A 23,713-nucleotide genomic window follows, 5' to 3' on the forward strand; every position below is an offset into this window, starting at 1 on the left:
CTTCGCTATGGCCTGTAGCAGGTTGGCGATACCCTGGGCAGTAAATTGGTCTTTCTGTGCATTCACGTGGGGCAACAGCGCGGCCACGGCCTTTTTGAACCCTGGTGCTTGCTCCTGCCCGTTATCTACCAGTTTCGCCATGGCCCACAGCAGGTTGGTGATATGCTGTGGTTTAAAGTTAGCTTTTGGTACGGTCACGCAGGGCAACAGCGCAGCTACAGCTTCGTTGAACTCTGGTGTCTGCTCGTAGCAGTTGTCCACCAGTTTCGCCATGGCCCACAGCAGGTTGGTGATTTCCTGAGGTTTAAAGTTAGCTCTCTGTGCGTTCACGTGGGGCAACAGCGTGGCTACGGTCTCGGTGAGATCTGGTGTCTGCTCCTGCCCTTTGTCCTCCAGTTTTGCCATGGCCCACAGCAGGTTGGCGATATGCTGAGGACTAAACTGGTCTTTCTGTGCGTTTACGTGGGGCAAAAGCGTGACCACGGCCTTGTTGAAATCTGGTGTCCGCTCCAGCCCGTTGTCCTCCAGTTTTGCCATGGCCCACAGCAGGTTGGCGATATGCTGAGGAATAAACCAGTCTTTCTGTGCGTTCACGTGGGGCAACAGCGCGGCCAGGGCCTCGTTGAACTCTGGTGTCAGTTCCTGCCCGTTGTCCACCAGTTTCGCCATGGCCCACAGCAGGTTAACGATACCCTGTGGTTTAAAGTTAGTTTTTTGTGCGTTCACAAGGGGCAACAGGGCGGCCACGGCCTCGTTGAGACCTGGTGTCCGCTCCTGCCCTTTGTCCACCAGTTTCGCCATGGCCCACATCTGGTTGGAGATTTCCTGGGCATTAAATTGGTTTTTCTGTGCGTTCACGTGGGGCAACAACACGGCCACAGTCTCTTTGAGCCCTGGTACCCACTTCCGATCGTTGTCCATCAGTTTCGCCATGGACCACAGCAGGCTAGTGATTTCCTGTGGTTTAAAGTCAGCTTTCTGTGCGTTCACGCTGGGCAACAGCGTGGACACGGTCTCGTTGAGCTCTGGTGTCCGCTCCTGCTCGATGTCCACCAGTTTCGCCATGGCCCACAGCAGGTTGGCGATTCCCTGAGGAATAAATTGTTTTTTCTGTGCGTTCACATGGGGCAACAACACGGCCACGGCCTCTTTGAGCTCTGGTATCGGGTTCTGCCCGCTGTCCACCAGTTTCGCCATGACCCACATCAGGTTGGCGGTTCCATGGGCATCAATATCCCTGGCGGGAGGTTTTTGCTTGCACTTGAATATTATTGCATCCAGTAGCGTCGATAATAAGGCAGCTTGAGTACGCCTGACACGCTCATCCATGGGTTTATGAGGGGTAAAAACCCCCGCTGAAGTCAATGAGTGCAGTGTTGTCGTCAGGCTTCGCCAATTCCAGCTCCGTGTTGCTGTGAAATTTTGCAGTAAACGCATCAGCTGGCTTTGTTCCGCTCGATTTAAAGGCCTTTTAGACGCTGACGTGTATTTTTTAATTGTACTGGCATATAGGCCGTGATCTCTCCCATCATAGCGATGACCGAAACGATCCGATTTACTCACCAGATCATCCATTATTTCCTGTTTGATGAGGGCATGAAAATTTTGAGCAGGGTGTACTGAACGGCGCAGTAGATGTTGAGAAGAGCGTGTGTCAGAAGAATGGTAAAATTCATTGCGACCCGGTGCAGTGCGGGTGGGATGATTCCATTGCCTGACTGTGGCATGTCGGTATCGCCCATGCCTTGAAGAAGGGGCACGGCCATTCGGTTGGTTGTAACCGTTATCTGATCTTGTGTATTGACCACTGATACCAGCATAACTTCTATCCATAATTATATTTCATTAATTCATGAAAATATAAAAAGCAGACTGCTGTTCTGCCCAGAAGTTCATTGTGCGGCAAAGTTTACTTGAGTCATGATGGGAGGAAGGCGATTACTGGCTGTTTGTTTTCTTCCTCTTTGCCGGGCTGGTTTGCTCTGCTAAATGTTCTTCGGTAGTTACGTATGCAGCACCTGCCCACGCTCTTTTAAGTGATACAAAGCCATGCCCCTGTGGCGGGATGCCTATCCTGATCTTTATTTGATCAATACAGGGTTTCATTAAATCGTTGTTCAAAAGCTGGTTAGTCGGGATTTCAATGACCTCAAATCCTGCTTTTTGCAGCAGTGCGATTTTCAGCAGAGTCGAACCCTTCCTCGTTTTGAAATCACCACCCACGTAATGAGAGGGGCCCTGAACTTCAATCACCATGTTGTGATCTGGCAGAAGCAGGTCAACCGGAGGTAATGAGTTCAGACTTTTTTCCTCTTCGATCTTCAAAGATGGAATAGATGATTTTAGTTGATCGCGGAAGTCGACCTGGGTTTTTGAAATGTTTGTGTGGTAATGGCGAACGACCGGGCAGGCTCTGCCAAGCCAACTTGCGGCCATGAACATAATGGATTGATCCTCTTGATTATCTGGCGAGGTATTTTTCAGGCGAGTAAACAAGTCATCCATGTGCTTTTTAAACACATTATTTTTATTGCCATTGGAGTCTAGAGACAACCTGGCACAGCATACCATGACTCCCCAGAGAGACATCGATATCTCTTCCTGAGAAAACTGCAGGTGCTTGTTGATTCGATAGACAAGCGATTCGAACGTAGAGGTAGCCAGGTTCAGCTCAATGAGTTCACCCAGTTTGGCCGTGGCCCACAGCAGGTTGGCAATACCCTGGGCAGTAAATTGGTCTTCCAGTGCGTTCACCCGGGGCAACAGAGCGGCCACGGCCTCGTTGAGCCCTGGTGTCTGCTCCTGCCCGTTATCCACCAGTTTCGCCATGGCCCACAGCAGGTTGGTGATTTCCTGTGGGTTAAAGTTAGCTTTTTGTGCGATCACGCAGATCAACAGCGCAGCCACCGCTTCGTTGAACTCTGGTGTCTGCTCCAGCCCGTTATCCACCAGTTTTGCCATGGCCCACAGCAGGTTGGCAATTTCCTGTGGGTTAAAGTTAGCTTTTTGTACGATCACGCAGATCAACAGCGTAGCCACCCCTTCGTTGAACTCTGGTGTCTGTTCGTACCCGTTGTCCACCAGTTTTGCCATGGCCCACACCAGGTTGGCGATATGCTGGGGAATAAATTGGTCTTTCTGTGCATTCACGTGGGGCATCAGCGCGAGCATAGCATCTTTGCGCTCCGGTGTTCGCTCCAGCCCGCTGTCCTCCAGTTTCGCCATGGCCCACAGCAGGTTGGCGATATCCTGGGCATTAAATTGTTCTTTCTGTACGTTTACGTGGGGCAACAGCGCAGCCAGAGCCTCTTTGAGCACTGGTGTCCGCTCCAGCCCGTTGTCCACCAGTTTCGCCATGGACCACAGCAGGTTGGTGATTTCCTGTGGGTTAAAGTTAGCTTTTTGTTGGATCACGCAGGGCAACAGCGCAGCCACCGTTTCGTTGAACTCTGGTGTCTGTTCGTACCCGTTGTCCACCAGTTTTGCCATGGCCCACAGGAGGTTGGTGATTTCCTGTGGTCTAAAGTTTGTTTTCTGTGCGTTCACGTGGGGCAGCAGCGCGGCCACGGTCTTGTTGAACTCTGCTGTCCACTCCTGTCCGTTGTCCACCAGTTTCGCCATGGCCCACAGCAGGTTGGCAATGCCCTGGGCCTTAAATTGGTTTTTCTGTGCGTTCACGTGGGGCAACAGCGCGACAACGGCCTCGTTGAACTCTGGTGTCCGTTCCTGCCCGTTGTCCATCAGTTTTGCCATGGCCCACAGCAGGTTGGCGACACCCTGTGCATCAATATCCCTGGCTGGAGGTTTTTGGTTGCAGTTAAATATTATTGAATCAAATAGCGTTGACAATAAGTTAGCCTGGGCAAGTTTAACTCGCTCATCCATGGGTTTATGAAGAGTAAAAACACCCGCTGAAGTCAATGAGTGAAATGTTGTCGTCAGGCTCAGCCAATTCCAGCCCCGTGTTGCTGTGAAATTTTGCAGCAAACGCATCAGCTGGCTTTGTTCTGTTCGATTTAACGGTCTTTTAGAAGCTGACGTGTATTTTTTAATTGAACTGGCATATTGCCCGTGATTTCTCCCATCGTAGCGATGACCAAAACGATTAGATTTACTCACCAGATCTGCCATTATTTCCTGTTTGATAAGGTCATTAAAATTCTGAGCGGGGATCACTGAACGGCACAGTAGATTTTGAGAAGGGTATGCGCCAGAGAAATGATAAAATTCATTATGCCCCGGGGTAGTGCGGGGTGGATTATCCCACCATTCGACTGTGCCCTGTCTATATTGCACGCGCCTTGAAGAAGCGTCATGGGTATCCGGTTGGTTGGCATGATTATCTGGTCTTGCGTATAAACCAAAGGTTCCAGCTGAGCTTCTATGCATATTTATATTTCATCAATTCATGAAAATATAAAAAACAGACTGCTATTCTGTGCAGAAGTTCATTTTACTGAAATGGTCCACCCTGGTCTTTATTTTCTCAATATATAGTTGCATTAAATAACGGTTACAAAGTGTATTAGCCGGGATTTCAACGACCTCAAATCCTGCTTTTTGCAGTAGTGCGATTTTAAGCAGAGTCGAACCTTTCCTGGTTTTTAAATCACCGCGCACGTAATGGGACAGTCCCTGAACTTCAATCACAATGTTGTGATCTGGCAGTAGCAGGTCAACGGGAGGCAATGAGTTCAGGCTCTTTTCTTCTTCAATCTTCAAAGAGGGAATGCATGACTGGAGTTGATTGCGGAAGTCGGTTTGAGGTCTTGACCTGATGGTCTGGTAATGGGGGACGAACGAACACTGTCTCCCAAGCCAACTGGCGGCCATGGCAATGATGGATTGATCCTCTTCATTGTCTGTGGAGGTATTTTCCAGACGAGTAAACAGGTTATCCATGTGCTTTTCAAGTCCGTTATTTTTATTGGCATTGGAGGCCAGAGACAACCGGGCACAGCATACCATTACTCCCCAAAGTGACATCAATATATCTTGTTGAGAGAGCCGGGGGTTGTCACTGATTCGGTGGACAAGTGATTTGAACGTGGAGGTAAACAGGGGCAGCTCAACGAGCTCACCCAGCTTCGCCGTGGCCCACAGCAGGTTGGCGATTTCCTGTGGTTTAAAGTTGGTTTTCTGTGCATTCACGTAGGGCAACAGCGCAGCCACGGCTTCGTTGAGCTCAGCTGTCTGCTCCTGACTGTTGTCCACCAGTTTCGCCATGGCCCACAGCTGGTTGGCGATTTCCTGCGGTATAAAGTCAGCTTTCCGTGCGATCACGTGGGGCAACAGCGCGGCCACAGCCTCGTAGAACTCTGGTGTACACTCCTGCCCGTTATCCACCAGTTTCGCCATGGCCCACAGCAGGTTGGCGATTTCCTGTGGTTTAAAGCCAGCTTTCTGTGTAATCACGTGGGGCAACAGTGCGGCGACAGCCTCTTTAAACTCTGGTGTTTGCTCCTGCCCGTTATCCACCAGTTTCGCCAGAGCCCACAGCAGGTTGGCGATTTGCTGAGGAATAGGTTGGTCTTTCTGTGTTTTCACGTAGGACAACAGCGCGGCCACGGCTTTGTTGAGCATTGGTATCTGCCCCGGGCCGTTGACAACCTTCGCCATGGCCCACAGCAGGTTGGCGATTTCCTGTGGTAAAAAGTCAGCTTTCCGTGCGATCACGTGGGGCAACAGCGCGGCCATTGCTTCGTTGAGCTCAGGTGTCCGCTCCTGGCCGTTGTCCGTCAGTTTCGCCATAGCCCACAGCAGGTTGGTGATACCCTGTAGTTTAAAGTTGGCTTTCTGTGCGTTCACGAGGTGCAACAACACGGCGACGGCCTCTTTGAACTCTGGCGTCAGTATTTGACCGTTGCCCACCAGTTTCGCCATGGCCCACAGCAGGTTAGCGATATGCTGAGGATTAAATTGGTCTTTCTGTACGTTCACGTGCGGCAACAGCGCGTGAACGACCGCGTTCAGCCCGGGTGTCCATTCCTGCCCGTTGTCCACCAGTTTCGCCACGACCCACAGCAGGTTGGCAATGCCCTGAGCATTAAATTGGCTTTTCTTTGCGTTCACTTGAGGCAACAGCACGGCCACGGCCTCTTTGAGCCCTTGTCTTTGCTCTTGACCGTTGTCCAGTAGTTTCGTCATTGCCCACAGCAGGCTGACGAGTTCCTGTGGCTTAAAGTTAGTTTTCTGTGCGTTTACGTGGGGTAACAGTGCGGCCACAGCCTGTTTGAGCCATGGTGTCTGTTGCTGCCCGTTGTCCACCAGTTTCGCCATGGCCCACAGCAGGTTGGCGATATGCTGAGGAATAAAATGGTCTTGCTGTGCGTTTATACAGGGCTGCAGAGCGGCCACGGCCTCGTTGAGCTCGGGTGTCCACTCCTGGCCGTTGTCCACCAGTTTCGCCACGGCCCACAGCAGGTTGGCGATATTCTGAGGACTCAACTGGTCTTTCTGGGCATTCACATGGGGCAACAGCGCGGCCACGGCCTTTTTGATCTCTGCTGTCTGCTCCTGACCGTTGTCCACCAGTTTTGCCATGGCCCACAGCAGGTTGGCGAGATGCTGAGGAATAAATTGGTCTTTCTTTACGCTCAGATGGGGCATCAGCGCGGCCACGGCCTGTTTGAGCTCTGGTGTCTGCTTCTGCCCGCTGTCCACCAGTTTCGCGATGGCCCATAGCAGGTTGGTGATTCCGATGGCATCAATATCCCTGGCTTGAGGTTTTTGATGGCACTTGAATATTAATACATCAAGAAGCGTTGACAATAAGGCAGTTTGAGTACGCTTAACACACTCATTCATAGGGTTATGAGGGGTAAAAATACCTGCTGAAGTCAATGAATGAAATGTTGTCGTCAGGCTTCGCCAATTCCAGCTTCGTTTTATGGTAAAATTTTGCAGAAAACGTATCAGCTGGCTTTGTTCTGCTCGATTTAACGGTCTTTTAACAGTTAACGTGTATTTTTTAATTGAACTGGCATATTGACCATGACACCTCCCATCATAGCGATGACCAAAACGTTCAGATTGACGCACCAGATTATCTATTATTTCCTGGTTGATGAGGGCGTAAAAACCCTGGGCCAGGTTTACTGAACGACACTGTAGATGTTGAGAAAGGCATACGGCAGTGGATCGGTAAAATTGATTACACCCCGGTGTAGTGCGTTGAGTATTATCCCACTGTCTGACTGTGGCGTGTCTGTATCGTCCACGCCTTGATGAAGCGGCACGGTCATCTTGTTGGTTGTGACCATTACCTGATCTTGCGTAATGACCACTGATACCAGCAGAGCTTTTATCCATAATTATATTTCATCAATTCATGAGAATATAAAAAGCAGACTTCGGTGCTGTTCAGAAGTTCATTTTGCTTAATCTGCCAAAGGATCACCTGTGGATACGGACTAAAGTCTGGAAGCTCCCTCCCTGGTCTTTATTTGATCAATACATGGTTTTATTGAATCCTGGTCCCAAACCGTGTTAGCAGGGATTTCAATGACCTCAAATCCTGCTTTCTTCAGCAGTGCGATTTTCAGCAGAGTCGAACCATTCCTGGTTTTGAAATCACCACTCACGTAATGAAACGGTCCCTGAATTTCAATAACAATGTTGTGATCTGGCAGTAGCAGGTCAACCGGAGGCAGCGAGTTCAGACACTTTTCTTCTTCAATCTTCAAAGAGGGAATGCATGATTTGAGTTGATCGCGGAATTCGGCTTGAGGTTGTGACATGGTGCGCAGGTAATGGGGGACGATCGGACACGTTCTCCCAAGCCAACTTGCGGCCAGGGCAATGATGGATTGTTCATCTTCATTGTTTGGGGCGGTATTTTCCAGACGAGTAAACAGATCATCTATGTACTTTTCAATCACGCTATTTTGATTGGCGTTGGAGATCAGGGACAACCTGGCACACCATACCATTACTCCCCATAGAGACATCAATATGTCTTGCTGAGAGAGCTGAGGGTTTTCACTGATTCGGTAGACAAGAGATTCGAATGTAGAAGTCACCATATTCAGCTCAAGGAGTTCACCCGGTTTCGCCATGGCCCACAACAGATTGGCGATTTCCTGTGGATTAAAATTGGCTTTCAGTGCATTCACGAAGGGCAGCAGCGCGGCCATGGCCTCTTTCAACCTTGCTGTCTGCTCCTGCCCGTTGTCCGCCAGTTTCGCCGTGGCCCACAGCAGGTTGGCAATTTCCTGTGCGATAAAGTCAGCTTTCATGGCGTTCACGAGGGGCAATAGCACAGCCACGGCTTCGTTGAACTGCGCTGTCTGCTCCTGACCGTTGTCCACCAGTTTCGCTATGGCCCACAGCAGGTTGGCGATTTCCTGTGGTTTAAAGTCAGCTTTCTGTGCGATCACTTGGGGCAACAGCGCGGCTACAGCTTTGTAGAACTCTGGCGTCCACTCCTGTCCATTGTCCACCAGTTTCGCCATGGCCCACATCAAATTGGCGATATGCTGGGGAATAAATTGGTCTTTCTGTGCGTTCACGCAGGACAAAAGAGTGGCCACAGCCTCATTGAACTCTTGTGTCTTCTCCGGTCCGTTGTCCAACAGTTTCGCCAGGGCCCACAGCAGGTTGGCGACATGCTGAGGAATAAATTGGTCTTTCTGTGCCTTCACATAGGGCAACAGCGCAGTCATGGCTTCATTGAATTCGGGCACCCGCTCCTGCCCGTTGTCCGCCAGTTTCGCCATTGCCCACAGCAGGTTGGTGGTACCCTGTGGTTTAAAGTTAGCTTTCTGTACCTTCACATAGGGCAACAACGCGGTCACGGCTTCGTTGAGCTCGGGTGTCGGCTCCTGCCCGATGTCCGGCAGTTTCACCATAACCCAAAGCAGGTTTGCGATCCCCTGTGGTTTAAAGTTAGCTTTCTGTGCGTTCACGCAGGGCAACAACACGGCCACGGCTTCTTTGAATTCTGGTGTGCGCTTCAGGCCGTTGTCCACCAGTTTCACTATCGCCCACAGCAAGTTGGCGATGCCCTGGGGATTAAATTGGTCTTTCTGTGCGTTCACGTGGGGCAACAGCGCGTTCACGGCTTCATTGAACTCGGGCGTCCGTTTCTGGCCGTTGTCCGCCAGTTTCGCCATGGCCCACAGCAGGTTGGCGATGCGCTGGGCATTAAACTGGTCTTTCTGCGCATACACAAGAGGCAACAGCACGGCAACAGCCTCTTTGAGCCCTTGTGTTTGCCCTTGTCCGTTGTCCACCAGTTTCGCAATGGCCCAAAGCAGGTTGGTGATTTGCTGTAGGTTAAAGTCAGCTTTCTTTGCGTTCACCCGGTGCAACAGCGTGGCCACGGCCTCTTTGAGTCCTGGTATCCGCTCTTGCCCGTTGTCAACCAGTTTCGCCATGGACCACAACAGGTTGGTGATACCCTGTGGTTTAAAATTAGTTTTCAGTACGTTTACGTGGGGCAACAGCGCGGCAACGGCCACGTTGAAATCTGTTGTTTGCGCCTGCCTGTTGTCCACCAGTTTTGCCATGGCCCATAGCAGGTTGGCGATTCCCATGTCATCAATATCCCTGGCTTGAGGTTTTTGGTTGCACTTGAATGTTATTGCATCAAGTAGCGTTGACAACAAGTGAGCTTGAGTAAGTTTAATACGCTCATCCATGGGTTTATGATGGGTAAACACGCCCGATGAAGTAAACGAATGAAATGTTGTCGTCAGGCTTCGCCAATTCCAGCTTCGTGTTGCGGTAAAATTTTGCAGCAAACGTATCAGCTGGCTTTGTTCAGCTCGATTTAACGGTCTTTTAGCAGCTGACGTGTATTTTTTAATTGAATTGGCATATTGCCCGTGATGTCTCCCATCATAGCGATGACCGAAATAATCCGATTTACTCACCAGATCATCCATTATTTCCTGTTTGATGAGGTCATTAAAATCTTGCGCAGGGTTTACTGAACGATGCTGTAGAGAAGAACATGCGGCAGAAGAATGGTAAAACTCGTTACGCTCCGGGGTAGAGCGGGGGGCATTATCCCACTGTCTGACTGTGGCATGTATATATCGTCCAAGCCTTGAAGAAGCGGCATGGTCATCTGGTTGGTTGTGACCATTACCTGGTCTTGCGTATTTACCACTGATACCAGCAGAGATTTTATGCATATATATTTCATTAATTCATGAGAATATAAAAAACAGACTGCTCTGCTGTTCAGAAGTTCATTTTATTGAAAATGTCTATCCTGGTCTTTATGTGATCAACACATAGTTTGATTAAATTCCGGTTCCAAAGCTGGTTAACCGGGATTTCAATGACCTCAAATCCTGCTTTTTGCAGCAGTGCGATTTTCAGCAGAGTCGAACCATTCCTGGTTGTGAAATCACCATTCACGTAATGAGTCGGTCCCTGAATTTCAATAACCATGTTGAGATCTGGCAGTAGCAGGTCAACCGGCGGTAATAGGTTAAGGCTCTTTTCTTGTACGATCTTCAAGGAGGGAATGTGTGATTGGAGCTGACCGCAGAAGTTGGTTTGAGGTGTTGACATGGTGGTCTGGTAATGGGGAACGACCGGACACTCTCTCCCAAGCCAACTTGCCGCCATGGCAATGATGGATAGATCCTCATCATTGTCTGGGGTGGCATTTTCCAGGCGAGTAAACAGGTCATCCATGTGCTGTTCAAGCACGTTATTTTTATTGGCAGTGGAGATCAGAGACAACCTGGCACAGCAAACCATTACTCCCCAGAGTGACATCAATATCGCTCGCTGAGAGAGTTGAGGGTTGTCGCTGATGCGGTAGACCAGCGATTCAAACATAGAGGAAACTGTGTTCAGGTTAATCAGTTCACCCAGTTTCGCCAGGGCCCACAGCAGATTGGCGATTTCCAGTGGTTTAAAGTTAGCTTTCTGTGCAATCGCGCTGGGCAACAGTGCGGCCACGGTCTCTATAAGATCTGGCGTCTGCTCCTGCCTGTTATCCACCAGTTTCACCATGGCCCACAGCAGGTTGGCAATACTCTGGGCATTAAACTGGTCTTTCTGTGCGTTCACGTGGGGCAGCAGCGCCGCCAGGGACTCGTTGAGCTCTGGTATCCACCCCTGCCCGCTGTCCACCAGTTTCGCCATGGCACACACCAGGATGGTGATTTCCGGTGGTTTAAAGTTAGCTTTCTGTCTGTTTACCAGGGGCAACAGCGCGGCCACAGCTTCTTTGAACGCTGGTGTCCACTCCTGCCCGTTGTCCACCAGTTTTACGATGGCCCACAGCAGGTTGGTGATTTCCTGTGGTTTAAAGTCAGCTTTCTGTGCAATTACGTGGAGCAACAGGGCAACCACTGGCTCTTTGAACTCTGGTGTCTGCTCCTGCCCGTTGTCCACCAGTTTTGCCATGGCCCACAGCAGGTTGGCGATATGCTGAGGAATAAATTGGTCTTTCAGTGCGTTCACGCGGGGAAACAGCGCGGCCACACCCTCGTTGAGTTCGGATGTTCGCTCCTGTCCATGCTCAACCAGTTTCGCCACGGCCCACAGCAGATTGACGATGCCCTGCGCATTAAATTGTTCTTTCTGTGCGTTCAAATGAGGCAACAGCGTGGCCACGGCGTCTTTAAGCCCTTGTGTTCGCTCCTGTCCGTTGTCCACCAGTTTCGCCATGGCCCACAGCAGGTTGCTGATTTGCTGTGGGGTAAGGTTGGCTTTCTGTGCGTTCACATGTGGCAATATTGTGGCTACAGCCTCTTTGAGCCCTGGTACCTGCTCTTGCCCGTTGTCCACCAGTTTCGCCATGGCCCACAGCAGGTTGGCGATACCCTGTGGTTTAAAGTTAGCTTTCTGAGCGTTTACGCAGGGCAACAGAGCGACCAGAGCCTCTTTCAGCCCCGGTATTTGCTCCTGCCTTTTCTCCACCAGTTTCGCCATGGCCCACAGTAGGTTGGCGATATCCTGCGGATTAAATTGGCCTTTCTGCGTGTTCACACAGGGCAACAGCGCGGACACGGCCTTGTTGAAAGCTGGTGTCTGCTCCTGGCTGTTGTCCACCAGTTTTGCAATGGCCCAGAGCAAGTTGGCGACTCCCCGCGGAAAAAATTGGTCTTTGTGTCTGTTCACGTTGGGCAACAGCGCAGCTATGGCCTCTTTCAGTCGAGGTGTCCGTTCCTGCCCGTTGTCCACCAGTTTCGCCATGGCCCACAGAAGGTTGGTGATTTCCTGCAGATTGAAGTTAGCTTTCTGTGCGTTCACCTGAGACAACACCGCGGCCACGGCCCTTTTGAGCTCTCGTGTTTGCTCCAGCTCGTTGTCCACCAGTTTTGCCATGGCCCACAGCAGATTTGCGATTTCCTGTCGTTTAAAGTTGGCTTTCTGTGCATTTACATTGGGCAACAGCGCAACCACGGCCTCTTTGAACTCTGGTGTCAGCCCCTGCTTGTTGTCCACAAGTTTTGCTATGGCCCACAGCAGGTTGGCGATATGTTGAGGAATAAATTGGTTTTTCTGAGCGTTCACGCGGGGCAGCAGGGCGGCCAGGGCCTTGTTGAGCTCTGGTATTCGCTCCAGTCCGTTGTCCACCAGTTTCGCCATGGCCCACAGAATGTTCGTAATATTCTGGCCGGTAAATTGGTTTTTCTGTGCGTTCAAACAGGGCAACAGCGAAGCAAGGGCCGCTTTGAACTCTGGTGTCTGCTCCTGCCCGTTGTCCACCAGTTTTGCCAGGGCCCAGAACAGGTTGGCAATATGCTGAGGAATAAATTGGTCTTTCTGTGCGCTCATCCAGGGTAACAGTGTGGCTACGGCCTCGTTGAACTCTGGTATCCAAGCCTGCCCGTTGCCCACCAGTTTCGCCATGGCCCACAACAGGTTGGCGATACCTCGGGCATCAATTTCCCTGGCTTGAGGCATTTGATTGCACTTGAATATTATGGCATCCAGTAGAGAGGACAATAAGGCCGTTTGAGTGAGCTGAACATGCTCATTCATTGGGTTATGAGGGGTAAAAACACCCGCTGAAGTCAATGAATGAATTGTTGTCGTCAGGCTTAGCCAATTCCAGCTGCGCGTTACGGTAAAATTTTGCAGCAAACGAATCAGCTGGCTTTGTTCCGCTGGATTTAACGGTCGTTTAGCAGCTGACGTGTATTTTTTAATTGAACTGGCATAGTAACCATGATCTCTCCCATCATAGCGATGGCCGAAGCGAGCCGATTTACTCACCAGACCAGCCATTATTTCCTGTTTGATAAGGGCATTAAAATCCTGGGCAGGGTTTACTGAACGGCTCTGTAGATATTGAGAAGAGCGTGCGCCAGAAGCACGGTAAAATTTATTACTCCCCGGTGTAGTGGGGCGGGGGTTATCCCACGGTCTGACTGCAGAATGTTTATATCGCCCACGCCTTGAAGAAGCGGCCTGGTCATCCGGGCGGTTATAACCATTATCTGATCTTGCGCATTTACCACTGATACCAGCAGAGCTTCTATCCATAATTATATTTCATTGATTCATGAAAATATAAACAACAGACTGCTGTTCTGTTCAGAAGTTCATTTTGTTGAAATGGCCTATGAACGTAAACGAGTGGGGAAACCATCTACTTGCAAATCATCCGAGAGAAACAGTTACAACCTGTATTTTGGTTTGTCTGTTTGCTCCTCTAAATATTCTCAGGCAGTTAAATAACTTTGATCTGAGAGTTGCCATCTTTTATCGGCAGTCATGTTAGCCCAATCTGTCTCCCTCGCTGTTAAGTGATACAGTGCCCTCTCCCTTGAGCGGGACGTCTACCCTGGTTCTTATTTGATCAATGTATGGTTTCATTAAATCCGGTTTCCAAATTGTGTTAGCCGGGATTTCAATAACCTCAAATCCTGCCTTTTGCAGCAGTGCGATTTTCAGCATAGTCGCACTATTTCTGGTTTTGAAATCATCACTCACGTAATGAAACTGTCCCTGAACTTCAATAACGATGTTGTGATCCGGCAGAATCAGGTCAACCGGCGGTAAAGAGTTCAGACTCTTTTCTTCTTCAATCTTCAAAGAGGGAATGCATGATTGGAGTTGATCGCGGAAGTCGGTTTGAGGTTTTGACATGGTTGTCTGGTAATGAGGGGTGACCGGACACGCTCTCCCAAGCCAACTTGCGGCCATGGCAATGATGGATAGATCCTCTTCATCGTCTGTGGGTGTATTTTCCAGGCGAGTAAACAGGTGATCCATGTGCTGTTCAAGCACGTTATTTTTATAGGTATTGGAGGTCAGATACAACCGGGCACAGCAGACCATTACACCCCAGAGAGACATCGATATCTCTTGCTGTGAGAACTGAGGGTTGTCACTGATTCGGCGGACAAGCGATTCGAACGTAGAGGTAAGCACGTTCAGCTCAACGAGATTACCCAGTTTCGCCATGGCCATCAGCAGGTTGGCAATACCTTGTGGTTTAAAGTTAGCCTGCTGTGCGCTCACGCGGGGCAACAGCACGGCTACCGCCTCTTTGAGCCCTGATGTCTGTTCCTGCCCGTTGTCCACCAGTTTCGCCATGGCCCACAGCAGGTTGGCGATACCCTGAGGAATAAATTGGTCTTTATGTGCGTTTACCTGCGGCAATAGCGTGGCAATGGCCCCGTTGAGCGCTGGTGTCCGCTCCTGCCCGTTGTCTACCAGTTTCGCCATGGCCCACAGCAGGTTGGCGATTTCCTGTGCTTTGAAGTTAGCTTTCTGAGCGCTCACATGGGGCAATAACGTGGCCACAGTCTTGTTGAACTCTGGAGTTCGCCTCTGTCCGCTGTCCGTCAGTTTTGCCATGACCCAAAACAGGTTGGCGATTTCCTGTGGTTTAAAGTCAGCTTTCTGTGTGTTCACCCGGTGCAACAGCGCGGCCACGGCCTCGTCAAACTCTGGTGTCCGCTTCTGGCCTTTGTCCACCAGTTTCGCCATGGCCCAGAGCAGGTTGGCGATATGTTGAGGAATAAATTGGTCTTTCAGTGTCTTCACGGGGAGCAACAGCGCGGCTACGGCCTCGTTCAGCTTTGGTGTCCGGTTTTGTCCACTGTCCACCAGTTTCGCCATGGCCCAGAGCAGGTTGGCGATATGTTGAGGAATAAATTGGTCTTTCTGTGTCTTCACGGGGAGCAACAACGCGGCTACGGCCTTGTTCAGCTTTGGTGTCCGGTCTTGTCCACTGTCCACCAGTTTCGCCATGGCCCAGAGCAGGTTGGCGATACCCTGTGGTTTGAAATTAGCTTTTTGTACGATCACGCAGGTCAACAGCGCAGCCAGGGTTTTGTTGAACTCTGGTGTCTGCTCGTGCCCGTTGTCCGCCAGTTTCGCCATGGCCCATAGCAGGTTGGTGGTTTGCTGAGGTATAAATTGATCTTTCTGTACTTTCACGCAGGGCAAAAGCGCGGCCACGGCCTGGTTGAGTTCTGGTGTCTGCTCCTGCCCGTTGTCCACCAGTTTTGCCATGGCCCACAGCAGGTTGGAGATTCCCTGGGCATTAAATTGGTCGGTCTGTGCGTTCACGTTGGGCAACAGCGTGGCCACAGCTTTTTTAAGCCCCGGTGTCTGCTCCTGTCCGTTGTCCACCAGTTTCGCCACGGCCCACAGCAGGTTGACGATTTGCTGTGGTATAAATTGGTCTTTCCTTGCGTTCACGTAAGGCAGCAGACCGACCACAGTCTTGTTGAACTCTGGCATCTGCTCCTGCAGGTTGTCCACCAGTTTCGCCATGGCCCACAACAGGATGGTGAAATGTTGAGGTATAAATTGATCTTTCTTTGCGTTCACGTGTGGCAGCAGCGCGGCCACAGCTTTTTTAAGCCCCGGTGTCTGCTCCTGCCCGTTTTCCACCAGTTTCGCCACGGCCCACAGCAAGTTGGCGATTCCCTGGTCATTAAATTGGTTTTTATGTGCGTTCACGTGGGGCAGCAGTGCGGCCACAGCCTTTTTAAGCCCCGGTGTCTGTTCATGTCCGTTATCCACCAGTTTCGCCATGGCCCATAGCAGGCTGGCGATATGCTGAGGATCAAATTGGTCTTTCTTTGGGTTCACTTGAGGCAACAGCGCGGCCACGGCCTCATTGAACTCGGGTGTCCGCTCCTGCCCGTTGTCCACCAGTTTCGCCATGGCCCACAGCAGGTTGGCGATTTCCTGTGGATTGAAGTCAGCTTTCTGTGTGTTCACGTGGGGCAACAACGCGGCCAGGGTCCGTTTGAACTCGGGTGTCCGTTTCTGCCCGTTGTCCACCAGTTTCGCCATGGCCCACAGCAGGTTGGCGATTTCCTGTGGATTGAAGTCAGCTTTCTGTGTGTTCACGGTGGGCAACAACGCGGCTACGGTCGCTTCGATCTCTGGTGTCTGCTCATGTCTTTTGTCCACCAGTTTCGCCATGGCCCACAGCAGGTTGGCGATACCCTGGGCATTAAATTGCTTTCTCTGTGCGATTACATGGGGTAACAGTGCGGCCATGGCCTCTTGGAACTCTGGTGTCCACTCCGGCCCGTTGTCCACCAGTTTCGCCATGGCCCACAGCAGGTTAGCGATTCCCTGGGAATCTATATCCCTGACTTCGGGTTTTTGGTTGCACTTGAATATGATTGCATCCAGTAGCGTGGACAATAAGGTCGTTTGAGTGAGCTGAACACGCCTATCCACGGGGCTATGAGGGGTAAATACACCCGCTGAAGTAAATGAATGAAGTGTTGTCGTCAGACTTCGCCAATGCCAACGTCGTGTTGCGGTAAATGTTTGCAGAAAATTTATTAACTGGCTTTGTTCAGCCCGATTTAACGGCCTTTTAGAAACTGACGTGTATTTTTTAATTGAATTGGCATATTGGCTGTGAGGTCTCCCATTATAGCGATCACCGAAACGATTCGATTTACTCACCAGACCAGCCATTATTTCGTGGTTGATTAGGGCATTAAAATTCTGAGCAGGGTTTACTGAACGGTGCAGTAGATAATGAGAAGAACATGCGCCAGCAGAATGATAACATTCATTACGCCCGGGGGTAGTGCGGGTGGAATTATGCCATTGTTTGACGGTGGCATGTCTATACCGCCCGGACCTTGAAGAAGTGGTACAGTTTTCCGGTTGGTTATAATCATTACCCGGCCCTGCGTATTGACCACTGATGCCAGCAGAGGTTCTATACATAATTATATTTCATCAATTCATGAAAATATAAAAAGCAGACTGCTGTTCTGTTCAGAAGTTCATTTTGCTGAAATATCTATAAAAGCGTGTTTGAGTAATGCAGAGTCCGACCATCAGCCGAGTGTGTCTTGGTGGCTGTCCAGATTCACCGGGAAGCTTCTGAACCATCCGTATCGTGGCGATAGACATGCCAGCAATTTAGCTCCAGGTTATGTTTTGCGACCTCATATTTGATGTTATCGAAGGATTTAATCCTCTCGTTCAGTGTCATGCTTTTAAGAGAACAATTGAAGATATAATCCGGCGTGTATTGCCAAGGTACTAAACCAATTTCCTGTTGACGATATTCTGTATTTATGGAGGTCAAAGATAGATAATGATCCCGCTGTGCAGGAAGTTTTGCCAGCAACTGGTTTAACCGGTAGATATCAGCGTTTTCTGCGTTCATTTCTGCGGCTTTTGCCTGGCGAAGGGGTTGTGTCTCAAGCTCCTCCAGCGTAGAGCTCTGCGCGAGCGCGTGGTAATGTTTGGTGTACACCAGCTCCGGGGGAATATATTGCTGGGGTGAGGATACGTCCGGGTCTTCGGTGATCAGGACAAAACAACCAGGGTTGTTTTTTATGAGTGTGGTGAGATAAAACTCAGTTTGCCCCTGGGCAATCTCTTTGCAAAGTTGCATTTCTTCCGAAGGCAAGCCGGTAAAAGCGTGTATCGCGGTAAATAAAGTGGTTGCAGGATTAGCGCCAGCAATTTCCTGAGCCGGAATTATGTTAATGGGCTGTGGATCGTCACAAAAAGTTCCATCGCAATTAGCGTAAGCATTTTTGATATCTACAGGAACTACTTTGATCCGGGGGTACAGCTCTTTGAGATAGTTTTGCATTAACAGGGATATTGCTCCGAAACCACAGCCAATATCAACAATGTATTCGATGTCGCTGTTTTTGCTTAAAAAATCAACCAGGAAGCTGAAGTTATGGAATTCTATATGGCTTTTGTATTCCTCTAGAGCCCAATCAACAAATGCTTGCGAAGCATCCAGTGTCATCAGTTGCTGGTTGCCAATCCGGACAGTTTTCGGTTGAGCCGTATCCGATACATTGGCATAGCTCACACAACAATTGCGCCGGGGATTATTATCCATGTGGGCTGCTACCCAGTAAATTTCAGGTGACGACGCAGAATGAGGGTTCAAGCCAGTAATGGTTCGGTTGGAAAGACTGGCGGGATGTTGTTCCTGAATTCCATCGCCGTCGGTTGTCAATTGTGGGGCGATGTTAAGTTTTTGCCCGACATGATCAGGTTGGTCAGGGAGAGTTTCTCTGGTAAATCCCTGTTGTGTCGTCGGAGCCTGTAAATTATCAGTGACCATACTTCTAATCATTACATTTCTCCTTGTTGATGAGTCATCAATAAGATCAAACAGTTTATTCAGCTTGAGCCTGTGCTTACTTATTAAGATCGAAGTACTGGTCATTAGTTCAATCCATCTACTTGAAAATCATTCGGAGCGAGACAAACAGTGTCTACCTGTATTCTGGTTTGTCTGTTTGCTCTTCTGAATGTTGTTTGACGATTGAGTAACGATTCTATTTGGTCAACTACTTACCTCTGTAACAAGATGTTGACCCTGGTCTTTATTTGATCAATACAGGGCTTTAATAAATCCCGGTTACAAAGCGTGTTAGTCGGAACTTCAATGACTTCAAATCCTGCTTTTTTCAGCAGTGCAATTTTAAGCAGAGTCGAACCCTTCCTGGTTTTGAAATCACTACTCACGTAATGAGTCGGTCCCTGAATTTCAATAACAATGTTGTGATCTGGCAGTAGCAGGTCAACCGGCGATAATGAGTTCAGGCTCTTTTTCTCTTCAATCTTCAAAGATGGCATGCATAATTGGAGTTGATTGCGAAAGTCGGCTTGAGGTTTTGAAATATTTGTCCGGTAATGGGGGACGACCGGGCAGGCTTTACCAAGCCAGCTTGCGGCCATGGCAATGATGCGTTGATCCTCTTCATTGTCCGGGGATGTATTTTTCAGGCGAGAAAAAAGTTCATCCATGTGTTTTTCAAGCACGTTATTTTTATTGGTATTGGAGTCTAGAGACAACCTCGCACAGCACACCATTACTCCCCAGAGAGACATCAATATCTCTTGTTGAGAAAACTGAGGGTTTTCACTGATTCGGTAGACAAGCGATTCGAACATAAATGTAACCACGTTCAGTTCAACGAACTCACCCAGGCTCGCCATGGCCCACAACAGGTTGGCGATACCCTGGGTATTAAATTGGTCTTTCTGTGCGTTCACATGGGGTAACAGCGCGGCCACGGCCTCTTTCATCTCTGGTGTCTGCTCCTGCCCGCTGTCCATCAGTTTCACCATGGCCCACAGCATGTTGGTGATACCCTGGGTACTAAACTGGCCTTTCTGTGCGTTCACGTGGGGCAACAGCGCGGCCACGGCCTCTTTGAACTCTGGTGTCCACTCCTGCCCGTTGTCCACCAGTTTCGCAATGGCCCACAACAGGTTGGCAATATGCTGGGCATTAAATTGGCCTTTCTGTGCGTTCACGAGGGGCAACAGCGCAACCACGGCCTCTTTGAACGCTGGTGTCTGCTTCTGCCTGTTGTTCACCAGTTTCGCCATGGCCCACAGCAGGATAGTGATTTGCTGAGGAAAAAATTGGTATTTCTGTGCTTTCACGTGGGGTAACAGGGCGGCCACTGCCTTTTTGAACGCTGATGTCTGCTCCTGTCCGTTGTCCACCAGTTTTGCCATGGCCCACAGCAGGTTGGCGACTTCCAGTGGTTTAAAGTTAGCTTTCTGTGCCAGCACGTGGGGCAACAGCGCGACCAGAGTCTCTCTGAACTCGGGTGTCTGCTCCTGCCCGTTGTCCGTCACTTTCGCCATGGCCCACAGCAGGTTGGCGATACTATGGGCATTAAATTGGTTTTTCTGTGCGTTCACGTGGGGCAACAACGCGGCCACAGCCTCGTTGAGTCCGGGTGCCCGTTCCTGCCCGTTGCCCACCAGCTTCGCCATGGCCCACAGCAGGTGGGTGATTTCCTGTGGTTTAAAGTCAGCTTTCTGTGCGATTACATGGGGCAACAGCGCGGCCACGGCCTCTTTGAGTTCTGGTGTCTGCTGCTGCCCGTTGTCCACCAGTTTCGCCATGGCCCACAACAGGTTGGCGATTTCCTGTGGTTTAAAGTCAGCTTTCTCCATGTTCACGTGGGATAACAGCGCGGTCACGGCCTCGTTGAGCTCGGGTGTCTGCTCCTGTCCGTTGTTTACCAGTTTCGCCATGGCCCACAGCAGGTTGGCGATTTCCTGTGGTTTAAAGTTAGCTTTCGGTGCGCTCACGTGGGGTAACAGCACAGCCACAGCCTCTTTGAACTCTGGTGTCTGCTTCTGCCCGTTATCCACCAGTTTCGCTGTGGCCCACAGCAGGTTGGCGATTCCCTGAGGAAGAAATTGGTCTTTCTGTGCTTTAACGTGGGGCAACAGCGCGGCCACCGCTTCTATAAGCTCTGGTGTCCACTCCCCGTTGTGCACCAGTTTCGCTGTGGCCCACAGCAGATTGACGATTTCCTGTGGTTTAAAGTTAGCTTCCTGTATGTTCCCGTGGGACAACAGTGCGGCCACGGCCTCTTTGAGCCCTGGTGTCTGCTCTGGCTTGTTGTACAGTAGTTTCGCCATAGCCCACACCAGGTTGGCGATTTCCTGTGGTTTAAAGTTAGCTTTCTGTGCGTTCACATGGGGCAACAGCGCGGCCACGGCCCCGTTGAACTCTGGCGTCCACTGTTGCCCACTGCCCACCAGTTTTGCCATTGCCCACAGCAGGTTGGTGATTTCCTGTGGTATAAAGTGAGCTTTCTCCGCGTGTAAGTGGGGCAACAGCGCAACCACGGCCTCTTTGAGTTCTGGTGTTAGCTCCTGCCCGTTGGCCACCAGTTTTGCCATGGCCCAGAGCATGTTGGTGATTTCCTGGGCTTCAATATCCCCGGCTTGAAGTTTTTTGCTGCACTTGAATATTATTGCATCAAGTATCGTTGATAATAAGGCTGCTTGAGTAAGCTTGACACGCTCATCCATGGGTTGATGAGGGGTAAAAACACCCGCTGAAGTCAATGAATGAAGTGTTGTCGTCAGGCTTCGCCAATTCCAACTCCGTGTTGCGGTAAAATTTTGCAGCAGATGAATCAGCTGGCTTTGTTCAGCCTGATTTAACGGTCTTTTAGCAGCTAACGAGTATTTTTTAATTAAACTGGCATATTTCCCGTGATGTCTCCCATCATAGCGGTGACCGAAACGATTCGATTTACTCAGCAGATCATCCATTATTTCCTGTTTAATCAGGGCATTGAATTCTTGAGCAGGGTTTACTGAGCGGCATAGTAGATAATGAGAAGGACATGCGCCAGAAGAATTATAAAATTGATCACGACCGGAGGGCGTGCGGGGAGGATTATCCCATTGTCTGACTGTGGCATGTCTATATCGCCCGGGCCTTGAAGAAGCGGCACGGTTTTCCGGTTGGCTGTAATCATTACCTGGTCTTGCGTATTGACCACTGATGCCAGCAGAGGGTCTATGCATAATTATATTTCATCAATTCATGAAAATATAAAAGGCTGACTGCTGTGCTGTTCAGAAGTTCATTTTCCTGGAATGTGAACACGGTTCTGGAGTCATGATGCAAGGGAAGTGGTTAGTGCCTTTTTTTTCTTTTCCTTTTTCTTTTTTTTGGTTTGTCTGTGTGCTTTTCTGAATTTTCTTCGACGGTTAAATAACAGTGATCCGGGGATGGCTGCCCTTTATCGGCGGTAACGTTTGTCTCATCTGCCCATCCGCTGTTAAGTGATACACAGCCATGACCCTGTGGCGGGGTGTCCACCCTGGCCTTTATTTGGTTAATGCATAGTTTTATTGAATTCAGGCTGCTGAGCTGGTTAACCGGGATTTCAATGACCTCAAATCCTGATTTTTTCAGCAGTGCAATTTTAAGCAGAGTCGAACCATTCCTGATTTTAAAATCATTACTCAGGTAATGATACGGTCCCTGAATTTCAATCACCATGTTGTGATCTGGCAGTAGCAGGTCAACGGGAGGCAATGAGTTCAGACACTTTTCTTCTTCAATCTTCAAAGAGGGCATGCATGATTGGAGTTGATCGCGGAAGTCGGCTTGGTGTTTTGAAATGGTTGTCTGGTAATGGGGGATGATCGGACTCGCTCTCCCAAGCCAACTGGCGGCCATGGCCATGATGCGTTGATCCTTTTCATTGTCCGGGGATGTATTTTCCAGGCGAGTAAACAGGTCAACCATGTGCTTTTCAAGCATGTTACTTTTATTAGCATTGGAGTCCAGGGACAGCCTGGCACAGCATACCATTACGCCCCAGAGAGACATAAATATATCTTGCTGAGAGAGCTGAAGGTTGTCACTTAATCGGCAGACCAGCGATTCGAACGTAGAGGTAACCACGTGTAGCTCAACGAGTTCACCCAGTTTCGCCATGGCCCACAGAATGTTGGCGATATGCTGAGGATTAAATTGGTGTTTCTGTGGGGGCACGTGGGGCAACACTACGAACATAGCTTCTCTAAGCTCTGGCAACCACTCTCCGTTGTCCACCAGTTTTGCCATGGCCCAAATCAGGTTGGCGATATCCTGGGTATTAAACTGGTTTTTCGGTGCGTTCACGTGGTGCAAAAGCGCGGCCACGGCCTCTTTGAGTTCTGGTGTCCACTCCTGCCCGTTGTCCACCAGTTTTGCCATGGCCCACAACAGGTTGGCAATATGCTGAGGAATAAATTGGTCTTTCTGTTTGTTCACGTGGGGTAGCAGTTCGGCCACGGTCTCCATGAGCCCTTGTGTTCGTTCCATTCCGTTGTCCACCAGTTTCGCCATGGCCCACAGCAGGTTGACATTGCCCTGAGCTTTAAATTGGTCCTTCTGTGCGTTCACGTGGGGCAACAGTGCGGCCACGGTCTCTTTGAACTCTGGTGTCTGCTCCTGCCCGTAGTCCACCAGTTTCGCCATGGCCCACAGCAGGTTGGCGATTTCCTGTGGTTTAAAGTTAGCTTTCTGTGCGTTCACGCGGGGCAACAGCGCAGCCACGGCCCCATGTAGCTCGCGTGTCCGCTCCTGCCCGTAGTCCACCAGTTTCGCCATGGCCCATAGCAGGTTGGTGATTTCCTGGGGGTTAAAGTTAGCTGTCAGTACGTTCACTTGGGGCAACAGCACAGTCACGGCCTTTATGAGCCCTGGTGTTTGCTCCTGCACGTTGTCCATCAGTTTCGCCATGGCCCACAGCACATTGGCGATTCCCTGGGCATTAAATTGGTTTTTCTGCGTGCTCACTTGGGGAAACAGCGCGGCCACAGCCTTTTTAAGCCCTGGTGTTTTTTCCTGCCCGTTGTCCACCAGTTTCGCCATGGTCCAAAGCAGGCTGGCAATATCATTGGCATTAAATTGAACTTTCTGTGTAATCACGTGGGGCAACAGCGCGGCCACGGCCTCGTTGAGCCCTGGTGTTCGCTCCTGTCCGTTGTCAACCAGTTTCGCCATGGCCCA

General features: G+C 50.1%; 9 protein-coding genes. All 9 read right to left on the minus strand.

The genetic code is table 11. The features are described 5' to 3' along the window. Nucleotides 1-1,833: DUF1601 domain-containing protein (locus tag ACO6V1_RS14725; protein ID WP_422467392.1), on the minus strand; the 1,833-nt coding region annotated here is incomplete at its 3' end. Nucleotides 1,834-1,938: 105 nt separating this feature from the next. Further along, complete coding sequence (locus ACO6V1_RS14730) at nucleotides 1,939-4,389, minus strand: DUF1601 domain-containing protein (protein WP_422467394.1); 2,451 nt, start codon at nucleotides 4,387-4,389, stop codon at nucleotides 1,939-1,941. Nucleotides 4,390-4,431: 42 nt separating this feature from the next. Next, nucleotides 4,432-7,311 (minus strand): DUF1601 domain-containing protein, encoded by a 2,880-nt coding sequence (locus ACO6V1_RS14735; RefSeq protein ID WP_422467396.1) that lies wholly within the window; start codon nucleotides 7,309-7,311, stop codon nucleotides 4,432-4,434. A gap of 101 nt (nucleotides 7,312-7,412) precedes the next feature. Next, the gene (locus tag ACO6V1_RS14740; protein ID WP_422467398.1) at nucleotides 7,413-10,139 is read right to left on the minus strand and encodes a DUF1601 domain-containing protein; all 2,727 of its coding nucleotides are present in this window, start codon (nucleotides 10,137-10,139) and stop codon (nucleotides 7,413-7,415) included. 49 nt (nucleotides 10,140-10,188) lie between these two features. Further along, nucleotides 10,189-13,458 carry a DUF1601 domain-containing protein gene (locus tag ACO6V1_RS14745; protein WP_422467400.1) on the minus strand — a complete coding sequence of 1,090 codons (3,270 nt, stop codon included), beginning with the start codon at nucleotides 13,456-13,458 and terminating at the stop codon, nucleotides 10,189-10,191. Between the two features lie 234 nt (nucleotides 13,459-13,692). Further along, a complete protein-coding gene (locus tag ACO6V1_RS14750; RefSeq protein ID WP_422467402.1) occupies nucleotides 13,693-17,130 on the minus strand; it encodes a DUF1601 domain-containing protein in 3,438 nt (1,145 codons plus the stop codon). Between the two features lie 145 nt (nucleotides 17,131-17,275). Further along, nucleotides 17,276-18,514 carry a hypothetical protein gene (locus ACO6V1_RS14755; protein ID WP_422459230.1) on the minus strand — a complete coding sequence of 413 codons (1,239 nt, stop codon included), beginning with the start codon at nucleotides 18,512-18,514 and terminating at the stop codon, nucleotides 17,276-17,278. 221 nt (nucleotides 18,515-18,735) lie between these two features. Next, nucleotides 18,736-21,732 carry a DUF1601 domain-containing protein gene (locus ACO6V1_RS14760; RefSeq protein ID WP_422467404.1) on the minus strand — a complete coding sequence of 999 codons (2,997 nt, stop codon included), beginning with the start codon at nucleotides 21,730-21,732 and terminating at the stop codon, nucleotides 18,736-18,738. Nucleotides 21,733-21,844: 112 nt separating this feature from the next. Next, nucleotides 21,845-23,713: DUF1601 domain-containing protein (locus ACO6V1_RS14765; RefSeq protein ID WP_422467406.1), on the minus strand; the 1,869-nt coding region annotated here is incomplete at its 5' end.

The organism is Endozoicomonas sp. ALC013 (assembly GCF_049310205.1).
Taxonomy (GTDB): Bacteria; Pseudomonadota; Gammaproteobacteria; order Pseudomonadales; family Endozoicomonadaceae; genus Endozoicomonas.

Bases quoted from the DNA above. Each gene is read 5' to 3' on its own strand.
- ACO6V1_RS14740 (WP_422467398.1), bottom strand. From the start codon at position 10,139: ATGCATAAAATCTCTGCTGGTATCAGTGGTAAATACGCAAGACCAGGT.
- ACO6V1_RS14730 (WP_422467394.1), bottom strand. From the start codon at position 4,389: ATGCATAGAAGCTCAGCTGGAACCTTTGGTTTATACGCAAGACCAGAT.
- ACO6V1_RS14735 (WP_422467396.1), bottom strand. From the start codon at position 7,311: ATGGATAAAAGCTCTGCTGGTATCAGTGGTCATTACGCAAGATCAGGT.
- ACO6V1_RS14755 (WP_422459230.1), bottom strand. From the start codon at position 18,514: ATGATTAGAAGTATGGTCACTGATAATTTACAGGCTCCGACGACACAA.
- ACO6V1_RS14750 (WP_422467402.1), bottom strand. From the start codon at position 17,130: ATGTATAGAACCTCTGCTGGCATCAGTGGTCAATACGCAGGGCCGGGT.
- ACO6V1_RS14760 (WP_422467404.1), bottom strand. From the start codon at position 21,732: ATGCATAGACCCTCTGCTGGCATCAGTGGTCAATACGCAAGACCAGGT.
- ACO6V1_RS14745 (WP_422467400.1), bottom strand. From the start codon at position 13,458: ATGGATAGAAGCTCTGCTGGTATCAGTGGTAAATGCGCAAGATCAGAT.